This window comes from Okeania sp. SIO2C9 (genome assembly GCF_010672455.1).
In the GTDB taxonomy this organism is placed as follows: domain Bacteria; phylum Cyanobacteriota; class Cyanobacteriia; order Cyanobacteriales; family Microcoleaceae; genus Okeania.
The window spans coordinates 19,404-31,409 of the sequence record NZ_JAAHGO010000091.1; the positions used below are offsets into that span (position 1 = coordinate 19,404).

At 34.9% G+C, this 12,006-nt stretch carries 6 protein-coding genes; 5 read left to right on the forward strand and 1 reads right to left on the reverse strand.

Annotated elements, in window-relative coordinates; all coding sequences use genetic code 11:
* Window positions 1–1,538 precede the first annotated feature (1,538 nt).
* The 5 genes from F6K23_RS35085 to F6K23_RS35105 all read left to right on the forward strand — a co-directional run bounded on the left by F6K23_RS35085 (window position 1,539) and on the right by F6K23_RS35105 (window position 11,530).
* Entirely contained in the window at window positions 1,539–5,588 is a 4,050-nt protein-coding gene (locus F6K23_RS35085; RefSeq protein WP_293165069.1) for a hypothetical protein, read from the forward strand.
* 491 nt (window positions 5,589–6,079) lie between these two features.
* Window positions 6,080–6,658, forward strand: coding sequence for a thylakoid membrane photosystem I accumulation factor (locus F6K23_RS35090; RefSeq protein ID WP_293165071.1), 579 nt, complete (start codon window positions 6,080–6,082; stop codon window positions 6,656–6,658).
* A gap of 286 nt (window positions 6,659–6,944) precedes the next feature.
* Window positions 6,945–7,835: an alpha/beta fold hydrolase gene (locus F6K23_RS35095; RefSeq protein WP_293165072.1), complete on the forward strand. Its 891-nt coding sequence runs from the start codon at window positions 6,945–6,947 to the stop codon at window positions 7,833–7,835.
* Between the two features lie 245 nt (window positions 7,836–8,080).
* Window positions 8,081–8,311, forward strand: coding sequence for a hypothetical protein (locus F6K23_RS35100; protein ID WP_293165073.1), 231 nt, complete (start codon window positions 8,081–8,083; stop codon window positions 8,309–8,311).
* Window positions 8,312–8,827: 516 nt separating this feature from the next.
* Window positions 8,828–11,530, forward strand: coding sequence for an SBBP repeat-containing protein (locus F6K23_RS35105; RefSeq protein WP_293165074.1), 2,703 nt, complete (start codon window positions 8,828–8,830; stop codon window positions 11,528–11,530).
* A 240-nt stretch (window positions 11,531–11,770) separates the two neighbouring features.
* On the opposite strand, the gene F6K23_RS35110 is transcribed toward F6K23_RS35105, so the two are convergent.
* On the reverse strand, window positions 11,771–11,992 hold the full coding sequence (locus F6K23_RS35110; protein WP_375340813.1) for a hypothetical protein: 222 nt from the start codon (window positions 11,990–11,992) through the stop codon (window positions 11,771–11,773).
* Window positions 11,993–12,006: the final 14 nt, after the last annotated feature.

Here is a 12,006-nt window from a genome sequence, read left to right on the forward strand (position 1 = left end):
GATATTTAATTAGCAAGCCCTAATTAGCAAGTCCTAACTGCTCTGGCTATTGCTATACATTCAATCACCTATATATAGATGGCTAGTCGGAAAATTCCTAACCCTATTTGTAGGCAGTCTGGAGTTAGGATAAATCTCCAAATTAGACAGATAAAACCTGTTGTACTTAGAGCTAGTTTATGAGCTAGTTTATGAAATTATTCCACATTTTTGATAGCTATCTAAATCGTTCCTAAACCTATAGCTAATTAAAATAAAATTGTAATACTAATTAGGGTTTGCTGATTAAATATAAAAGAATTGCCAGATAAAGGTTTTAGCCTTTTTAGGTATTGAAAAAGTACATGGTTTTCGGCTCTTCATGCTCAAAAAGGAGCGCATTTTTAGCGCATAGTTGGGCAAAAAAAATCTCCCCTACTCCCCTACTCCCCTACTCCCCTACTCCCCTACTCCCCTACTCCTTAAAAAAGACTTTTTCAGCAAACCCTAATTATTTATTATCTCCTTTTTTTGATTGTGTGAAAAATTAAATTTTTTTGTAAGCATTTCCTGCGGAATGCTGCGCAAACAGCTATTAGCTGTCAGCTATTCTGTTTGTCATGCTGCGCAAACAGCTTTTTAATAAACATTTCCTCCAAAAGAGGTAGTCGGAAGTAGGTAACCCACCCCAAACCCCTCCCAGGAGGGGAACAATTGATAATTGCTGTGGGATAATTGATTTGATTTTTTATTATTGGAGATGTCTAATGAATAAAGCAAGCATTCATTTAATTTATACTACATTCTCAACTAGATCTTCGTACTCTGAAGCTTTGATAAAATTGCTTTTTTCTCCTTTAAAAGTAATAAAGCTGATAGCTGATAGCTGATAGCTTACCGAAGAATTAATAATTAAATAATTAAATAATTCGCGCCTTGAAGCCTCCCCTTTTAAGGGGAAAAAAGCGGTTGAGGGATGGATGGGTTTCCTAACCATATCCAATCAACCAAGAGAAGAAATAATATTTCCTTATTTTCAATTCCGTAACGGTTAAAACCCGAGGTAATTATCAATTAATGAAATTTTTTTATCTTTTTCCTTTAGATTTAATATCCCGCCGTCTACAGGGTGTTTACAATTGGTTGGGGTTTGAGTCTCCATCCACTTTCTCCTTCTTCTTTCTTAGTGAAATGACCTTTTACTATTGCTGGAATTTTTGGATCGAACTACAGGGTAAAAGCAAAGAAAATATAAATATTCCTTCAAAATATATCATAAGTATAATTAACTAAGGATAAACTAGGGAAAAATTTGTTCTCCAAATGTTGATTTCTATAAGCATTCATTTTTTAAAACTGAATAAAATAATAAAAGTGCAATTATTGTAATTGGAATTGAAAGCTTTATATCTGATACAGTTGCTAGAGTGAGGATAGTTAAGTTAATGAAGTCAGAAGTTAGAAGTCAGAAGTTATTTTTTTAACAGGGATTTGAGCTTCGCTCCAAAAATATTTCGCCAATTAAGGCGGGGTTTTAGACCGATATTATTTTGATAAATATGAAAATACAGAAGAATCAAAAATATAGCTATCAAGTAGGTAATTATTTAGGATTAAATCATCCCACTTATGTTAGACGCTCGGCGGATAAAGAGCTATTTAATGCTTTGAAAGCAGGTGAATATTGTTATGTATTAAGTTCTCCACAAACGGGAAAATCAAGTTTAAAAATTAGAACAATACAACTGTTGGAAGCAGAAAATATTATCTGTATTGCCTTAGATATGAGTAGAGTCAACAATAAACTTTTAACTATAGAAGAATGGTATGAGCAAATAATTTTGACTTTAGAGAAAACTTTTTTATTTCCTCGGCATTTCCCAGAGTTATGGTGGGAAGAAATGGCAGATTTACCTGCGGATGAAAGATTATTTATTTTTATTGAAGAGGTATTGTTAGTTCATACTCAAAATGAGAAAATAGTAATTTTTATAGATGAAGTTAATGATGATAGTGTTGTTAATTCGGGCTTTAGTAGTTTAGGGGTATTAATTGATTATTGTCTTGAGCAAAGAACAAATAATCCAAAATTTCAACGCTTAACATTTGCTTTGCTGGGGACAACTATACCCGATAATTTAGTAGATAGATGTAGATTTATTGAACTTAAGAGTTTCAAAAAAGAAGAAGTAGCTCATTTAGCACAGCCATTTAAAGGCATAGTCAAACAGCCACTACAAGTTATAGAAAAAATATTATATTGGTCAGGCGGACAACCATTTTTGACGCAAAAACTATGTCAAATAGCGATTAACTATCTGGGAGAAAGAAGAGGAGAAGAAAATTATAATCATATAGCTTTAGTAGAAGATTTAGTGAAAATTTGTGTTATAGAAAACTGGGATTCACAAGACTACCCGATTCATTTCAATAAAATACAAAATCTTTTGCTGAAAAATATACATAAATCTACAAGTCATTTAGAAATATATCAGCAAATATTAAAACATGGTAGATTAAGACCGCCTGGTCAAGATAGTCAAAAATTTAAAAATGATGCGATCGCTAATAATAAATGGGAAATTAAAGAATTATTGAGGTCTGGTGTAGCGAAAATAAATAATGGTTTTTTAGAAGTATACAGTCCGATATATGCAGAAATTTTTAATCAGGAATGGGTACAACAATATTTACCAACAGTAATTAATTCTGCTCTTCAAACTAATCCTCAAATATTAGAATTAAATGACTGGGAAAAAATATCTCTAATGGTATCTGATTTTTCTAATACTGAAGTTACAGAAACTAATCCAATAAATAGTAATGGTTTGATTAAGCCACAACAGAAACAACAGAAGATACCAGTACAAAAAAATCAGAATCACATTGAGGAAGGAAGAAGGAAGAAGGAAGAAGGAAGGAAGAAAAAGTTGTTGGGGTTTGAGTCCCTATCCAATTTTAAACACCCTGTAGACGGCGAGGTATTAAACCCAAAAGAAAAAGATAATAAAAATAATAATCTAAATGAAATTCAGGTTCAGCAACAACATGAATTAGGGGAAATAACAACACAAAAAAATCAGAATAATCTCAATAATATTCCCCTTAAATCACAACAGAAACAACAGGAGATACCAGTACAAAAAAATCAGAATAATCTCAATAATATTCCCCTTAAATCACAACAGAAACAACAGGGGATACCAGTACAAAAAAATCAGAATAATCTCAATAATATTCCCCTTAAATCACAACAGAAACAACAGGAGATACCAGTACAAAAAAATCAGAATAAAGTTCAAAAAAAACAGGTAGTTCGGAAAAAAGTAAAAAAATCTTCAAATCAGCAGAATAAACTGAAATTAGGAGTGGCGGGTTTAGTTATAGTATCAATAACAGCAATGACAGTAGTTGCTTGGGCAACTAAACTTTTTCAAGATACACAAAATCAACTTCAAACAGCAGAATATCAACTAGAAAAAGCACAGTATGAACTTCAAGAAGCACAAGAAGGTACAAAACTAGAACACAAAGGAATTAGTGCTTTAAGAAAATTTGAAATTGCAGAAATAGAAGCATTACTATCAGCAATGCAAGCTGGAAAAGAACTAAAAGAATTAGTTGGAGGCGATCGCCCACTTCAATATTATCCAGCTACAAGTCCCATATTTGCCTTACAACAAATCCTCAATAATATTCACGAGAAAAATCAAATTCCCAACGTCAAAAAAATTACCATGAGTCCTGATGGCCAACTACTCGCCACAGTTAACAATGATGGTACAGCTAGAATCCTCAAATACTCAGGTCAGTCCGTAGCTCAATTAAGAGGACATCAGGGTAAAGTTTCTCACGTTAAATTTTCACCAGAAGGAAACATTTTAGCTACAGCAGGAGATGACAGTACAGTTAGAATCTGGGATTTTCTGGGTAAGCAACAAGTAGAACTAAAAGGCCATGAAGGTCAAATTTGGCAAATTACTTTCAGTCCTGATGGTAAATATATAGCTACTGCTGGAGAAGATGGCACTGCAAGAATTTGGGATATATCAGGCAAGAAAATAGCGACTCTCAAAAAACATCAAGGTCGAATCTTAGATGTCACATTTAGTCCTGATGGTAGATATATAGCTACTGCTGGATGGGATGGGACTGCGAGAATTTGGAATAGATTCGGCAGACAGTTGGCCAGACTCAGGGGACATAAAGGTAGTGTCGAAAAAGTAATATTTAGTCCAGATGGTCAACGTTTAGCCACTGCTGGATGGGATGGCACAATTAGGATTTGGCGACGTAGTTCCGGTAAATTGCTAACCAAACTTAAGGGAGGTGAAGACGGGGTCTGGAATGTCAGCTTTAGTCCAGATGGCAAAAGTTTGGCTACAGCAGGAGAGGATGGAACAGCCTTGATATGGGATACTTCAGGTCAAGTATTATCAAAACTTCCCGGACATCAAGGAATTGTCACCAGTGTTAGTTTTAGTCCGGATGGTGAACGTTTAGCTACAGCGGGTAGTGACGGTAGTGTGAAAATTTGGAATAAGAATGGTAATTTGTTAACCAATCTTAGAGGACATCAAGGCAGGGTTTGGGAAGTTAACTTTAGTGCTGATGGACAACAACTATTAACTTTAGGAGAAGATGGTACGGGTAGAACTTGGGAACTAGAAGATAATCACGAGGCAACACTCAAGGGAAACTCCGATATTTTTGGGTCAGTAAGTTTTAGTTCTAATAGTCAGAAATTAGCAACGGCAGCAGTTGATGGTACTGCCCGTATTTGGGATATTTCGGGAAAACCTTTAGCTCAATTCAATGGATATCTGGGAATGTTTGGAGATATGAGTTTTAGTCCTGATGGTCAACGTCTAGCTACTGCTGGAGATAGTGGTCAGGGGAGAATTTGGAAGATTTCAGGAGAAGAGTTGATAGAGCTAAAAGGTAAAAAGGGGAGAGCAAAGCAAATTGGTTTTAGTTCTGATGGGCAACGTTTAGCAACGGTGGGAGAAGATGGTGTTGCCCGCATCTGGAATAATTCTGGTCAACAGTTGGCTGAGTTAAAAGGACATAATGGTCGGGTGTTGGATGTGGTGTTTAGTCCAGATGGGCAATATATTGGTACTGCTGGAGAGGATGGTATTGCCAAAATCTGGGATAGTTCTTTTCAGCTTGTGTCAGAATTGAAAATTCTTTCCATTTGGGTCGAGAGTATGGCTTTTAGTCCATCTGGAAAGTATATAGTGACGGGAGATAGCAATGGGGTCGTCAAAATTTGGGATTTTTCGGGCAATCAAATTGCGGATCTGAAGGGCAATATAGGTAGTGTGAATAATTTGACTTTTAGTGCTGATGGGGAACAGGTGGCTAGTATGGGCAAAGATGGAATGGTAAGAATTTGGGATATTACTGGACGTCAATTAGCTCAATTTGAAAATGCTAAGGCATTAAGTGTGGATGGTAAATATGTGGCAACTTTGGTGGATAATAATTTACAGTTGTGGCGCGTGAAAGGATTAAATGATTTGTTGAAAGGTTCTTGTGATTGGCTTCAAGATTATTTTATTACTCATCCCAAGGTGAAGGAAGATTTAGAAATTTGCGATAATTAAAGAATTTAGAATTTAGAATTTAGAATTTAGAATTACCTTTTCTTATAAATTCAGGACTTACACACAGACTCTACATATAGATATAGCGAGGGCGAATACCATTACGCCCCTACAGACGGTACACGTAGGTTGGGTTGAGGAACCGTTAGCGGAGCTTATCCGTTAGGATAAACCCAACAGTGAGGTTTTGTTGGGTTTCCCTCCGGGAAGCTCCGCTAACACTGCCGTACCGCTACGTGGAAGCAAGCTACAACCCAACCTACATTTTTAGGTGTGTCATTCTAGTAGTGGATTATTTTATCTTAAAAAGTGCATTAGAATTGTCATTGCGAACGGTAGTGAAGCAATCTCTAGTAGATTTCCTATTGCATCATTTTAGTTGAAACAGTCCAGTAGGGTGTGTTAGCGGTAGCGTAACGCACCAGAATATATATTTTGTCAGTGCGTAAGTCCCGATCAATTAAACTTAAAATCTACAACCTTTTTAAATTATGCTAAATCCAATACAACAATTTTCATGGCAAAAAATTCTCTCTACTTTATTGAGTTTTTTATTAGCGATATTTTTATTACTGCTAATAGCTACACCAACTGCTTTCGCAAGTCTAAATGATGATAGATTTGATGGTAATATTTTTGCCCTTTATGCAGGTAATGGTTCTCTTGTTCCTGCTAGAGTAACGTTAAACGAATCTCTCAAAAGTTCTAAACCTGCTCTATTAGTCTTTTTTCTAGATGATAGTAAAGATTGTAAACAATTTTCGACTGTAGTTTCTCAACTTCAAGCTTTCTATGGTCGTGCAGCAAGTTTTATTCCTGTTAATGTGGATGCTATTGTTACTCCTATAACTGATGATTCTACAAAATCAGCTTATTATTATGAAGGATTTGTACCTCAAACTGTTTTAATTGACCAAGAAGGAAAAGTTGTTTTAAATGCTAAAGGTCAAGTTGCTTTTGAAAAAGTAGATGATGCTTTTAGAGAAGTTTTTGATTTATTACCTCGCTCTGAGTCTGTTGAACTTAAACGTAGAATTGTTAATGAGATAAATATTGAGTTGAGTAATTAGTTTAATTAGCTATCAGCTATCAGCAGTCAGCTATCAGCTATTAATTCATTCGCACGGACACTAATTCAGTGAGGGCGAATGCCATTCGCCCCTACATATGGCGTTTTCAAAGTCAATTTGTGTAAGTCCTGATTTAATTGTTAATATCTGTAGCTCATATACACTATATCCTTGTGTTTGTTAATATTTAACCTCCTTTAAGGGGATAAAAATAAAAATTTTCCTTTTAGTTAATCCTCTCCTTTAAAAGAAGAGGTAATTATTAATTATTAATTGTTTAATGCCAATGTATTCTAAATTTTTACCAAAATTAACCGAAAGTCTGACTGAATATACATCTATTTCTTTTGCTCAAAATATTCAGTATCAATCAATTTATACTCCTCTGACTTCTCAAACAATTAATACAAGTTTTGTCTCTCAAGGTGAAGGTAATACCCCGATTTTATTACTCCATGGTTTTGATAGTTCTATTTTTGAATTTCGTCGCCTTTTGCCATTACTTGCTGCTCAAAATAAAACTTTTGCTGTTGATTTATTGGGATTTGGTTTTACAGATAGATTGCCGAATTTAAAAATTAATCCACAGGCGATCGCTACTCATCTTTATTATTTTTGGAAAAGTTGGATTAATCAACCTGTTATTTTAATAGGTGCTTCTATGGGTGGTGCTGCTGCTATTGATTTTACTCTGACTTATCCAGAAGTTGTGAAAAAATTGGTATTAATTGATAGTGCTGGAATGCAAAATAATCCAATTATTAGTAAGTTTATTTTTCCTCCACTTGACTATTTCGCCACAGAATTTTTGCGTCGTCCTCAGGTTCGAGCAAGTATTAGTCGTAGTGCTTATTTTGATAAAAGTTTTGCTACTTTAGATGCTAATATTTGTGCCAGATTGCATCTAGAAATGCCTGGTTGGAGTCAAGCTTTAATTTCTTTTACTAAGAGTGGAGGCTATGGTAATTTCAAACAAAAATTGCCTTCTCTGCAACAAAAAACATTAATTTTGTGGGGAGAAAATGACCGGATTTTAGGTACTGGTGATGCTGGTAAATTAGAGGGAGCGATCGCTAATTCTCAGCTGATTTGGATTCCTAATTGTGGTCATGTTCCTCATTTGGAAAAGTCACAAGTTACTGCTAATTATATTCTGGATTTTATTAGGGAAAATTAATAATAGATTTTTTAAATAATTATTCTTGATTAGCTATTACTTTTTATCAAAATTGATTCACAGTTTTCAGCAAGATTTGGTTCAGCTTCAATACAACCAATAAAGTCAAGTTGACTAAATTTTTTCAGATGGTTTTCAGAAGTATTCAAAAGTTGTTGATAGTAATATTCGAGGGCAGATAGTAAAATTTAATCTGTGCTTTGTTTAGTTTTTTCCTGGATAAAGGCAAGTTTTTGCGCCTGTTCTTGAGTGAGTTTAGTAGCAATTTTCATTTTTTATTAGAAAATTTTATTAAACAATGGGAAGAGGTGGAAGAAGCAGCTAAAAGTATTGGATGTTTAGATAAGCTTCATATTTGGCCAGACCCAGAATTAAAAGGTTATGTAGCAGCAGAAAAATTAAATCATTGGTTATATATGCCAACAATAGAAAAATGGCAGGAGGAAACAGTTTCTTATAAAAGAAAAAAACACTAATATAGTATCCGGATAATTAGTTATTGTATGATGAGAGGAGTCAGGAGTCAGGAGTCAGGAGTCAGTAGGAAGAAAGGATGAAATTTGGAATTATCTGGGAATATTCTGGCATTTTATGTCTGCATTGAATGGAAGTAGAAAGTTCGATAACTGTATAACCGGATTTTATATAAAACAACATACAAAAAATAGCTATTTAATAAGTTTTAGCCTAAATAGACTGTAAGCATTTCCTGCGGAATGCTGCGCAAACAGCTATTAGCTTTCAGCTAGCCTCCTCCGGAGGAACTGCGTTAACAGCAATAAGACTCTCTCATATAAGACAGTGTTTAAATTAACGTAGCCTTTAAGGGTAAGGGGGCTAACTTTTGTAGTAAGACAATTAATAAATTTTTATCCTAAACTAAAAGCAATAGCGGATGGCTGACGGCTGAATGCTTACAATAAACTTTTTTCACACTTGGAAAAATTACAAGTTACTGCTCATCTTATTCTTGATTTTATTAGAGAAAGTTAATGATAGATTTATCAGATAATCAATTAGTAGGTTTACCTTTAACTAATCTGCCTGAAGTTGACATAAATAATAATCAAAATATTGTCTCTAGTTCACAAGCATTTATCCCAGAATTAGAAGTACAAAATTTTGATACACCTCCGACTGATTTATCCATAAATAATGACCCTCTGACAGACATTAGTTTTATCGAAAATGCAGGGCAAGTTAACAATACTGAAATTGAATATTTAGCAAAAGCAAATAACTATGATTTATTATTTGCCAAAGATGAAATTATCTTTGCTGCAGCTCAAAATATAGAAGGTCACACTACCTCAGATGTAGTAAAATTAAATTTCCAAAATGCTAATCCTGAACCTATTATTAATCCCCTAAATCAACTGCCAGGGGTTGCCAACTTTTTCCAAGGTAATAACTCTGATAATTCTTATAATTCATACACAAATATTCCGACTTATGCCGCTATTGAATATGAAAATTTATATCCTGGTATCGACTTAATATATAGTGGTGTAGATGGGAATATCAAAAGTGATTTTATTATTTCTCCCAACATCGACACTTCTCAAATTATTCTTAACTACAGTGGAATAGAAGAAATTAATATTCTTGCTGACGGTACTTTATCTATAGATACTGAATTTGGAGAATTAACTGAAGCACCCCCAATTGCTTATCAAGAAATAAATGGTCAGCAAATTGAAGTCGAAGTTGCCTATGAACTCCTCGAAAATAATCAAGTAGGATTCAACATTGGAGAATATAATCCAAACTATGAATTAATTATCGACCCCACTGTAGAATATTCCACATTAATCGGAGGAAATGGTTTTGACCGTGGTAATGGTATTGCTGTAGATGTTGCTGGAAATGTTTATATAACTGGAGATACTACTTCCGTTGATTTTCCCACAATAAATGCAATTCAATCAGACTTTAATGGTGGGGGAGTTGTATTTAATAACGATGCTTTTGTCACTAAACTCGACCAAAATGGAACTGTTCTTTGGTCTACTTATTTTGGAGGAAGTAACGATGAATTTGGTATAGATATTGCAGTAGATATTGCTGGGGGAGTTTACGTTACAGGTAATACTAATTCCCTAGACTTCTTAACAGTTAATGCCTTCCAAACTGCTTATGGTGGAGGTAGTTTTAACGGCGATGCTTTTGTGACAAAACTTTCTAGTTTAGGTAATAGCGTACAATATTCTACTTACCTTGGCGGTAGAGACGAAGATATTAGTAGAGGTATTGCTGTAGATAATAATGGGAATGCTTTTGTAACAGGAAGTACGGGTGGTTTTTCCCCATTTCCCGCAGAACCAATTCCAGGTTTTGCCGATTTTCCTACTACAGAAAATGCCTTTCAAACCGAAACTACTAATAATTTGAATCGCGATGCTTTTGTAACTAAATTATCCAGAAATGGCAAAACATTAGAATATTCAACTTTATTAGGTGGGATAGATTTTGATTCAGCAATTGATATTGAAGTTGATAATAATAGTAATGCTTATATAACAGGTTCAACTAGGTCTTTTGACTTCCCGCTCCAGAATCCATTACAAAATCTTTATGGTGGAGATAGCGATATTTTTATTACTAAGTTAAATCCAGAAGGTAGTGACTTACTTTTCTCAACTTTTTATGGTCGGGGTGATGGTGATTCAGGTAGTGGTATTGCCATAGATTTAGCTGAAAATATTTATGTTTCTGGTACAACAGGAACTCGTATTTTTGAGGGAGATATTGCTATTTCTCCTGTGGGAGACTTTCCTGCTTTGGGCGGATTTCAAAATTTCTTTGGAGGTGGTAGTAGTGATGCTATTGTGATGAAAATTAATCGGGATAATAGTTTAGGATATGCGAGTTTTTTAGGTGGAAATAGTAGTGAATTTGCTAATGATATTGCTGTAGATAATTTAGGTAATGCTTATGTGACTGGTAGTACTGCTTCTGTGAATTTTCCAATTATTAATGAGTTTCAAGAAGGGGTTGGTTTAGGATTACCGGATGATGTTTTTGTTAGTAAAGTTTCTAGTAGTGGATTGTTTTTAGATTTTTCTGCAACTATTGGTGGTGTGGGAAATGAATCTGGAAATGGTATTGTTATAGACCCTGCTCAGAATACTTATGTAGTTGGTTTTTCTGATTCTATAGATTTTCCAGTTATTGATGCTTTAAATAATTTTGGTTTAGAATCTAATGCTTTTGTGGCTAAGATTGTTTCAGATGTTATGCCACCTGAAATTTTCCAGAATTTTATTCAGTATTTGATAGAACAACAAATTAATCCGATAGAGATATATTTTGATGAGGAATTTTATTTAGAAAATAACGTTGATGTAGCCAGATTTGTGCAAAATGGTTTGTTTACAAATGGTTTAGACCACTTTATTAATCAAGGTCAATTTCAAGGGCGTAACCCCAGTCTTTTATTTGATGAAACTACTTATTTAATTGAAAATCCAGGAGTGGCAGAAGCAGTGGCTAATAATGTGTTTAATAGTGGCTTCGAGCATTTTATTAATGTTGGTTTTTTTGAAGGACGCGATGAAAATACGACTGAATTTGATGAACGATTTTATCTAGCTTCTAATCCTGTTGTAGCTTTAGCAGTAGAAAATGGTGTTTTTAACAGTGGGTTTGAACATTTTATATTGTTTGGTAAAGCTGAAGGGCGACCTGGAAATTAGCATGAAGTCAGAAGTTCGTAGGGGCGAATGGCATTCGCCCTCACTTCAAAAGTTAAAAGTCAAAAGTTAAAAGTTAAAAGTTAAAAGTTAGAAGTTAGAAGTCAAAAATTAGAAGTCTAAGAGGGTATCTGAAAAGTTTTTTGATACTGAATTTTGCCCCCCTAGCCCCCTAAATTTGGGGGGGGACAAGAGTCAATTTGCTTCTAAAAATCCCCCAATTTTGGGGTATTTAGGGCAGGGCTAATTCTTTGTCGTCAGAGAATATTCATAAGAAATACAAAAAATTATGCAAATATACAAATCTCTCCATCCCCCCATCTCCCCACCTCCCCATCCCCCCATCTCCCCACCTCCCCATCTCCCCATCCCCCCATCTCCCCATCCCCCCATCTCCCCATCTCTCCATCCCCCCATCTCCCCATCTCCCCATCCCCCCATCTCCCCACCTCCCCATCTCCCCATCTCCTCATTCCCCC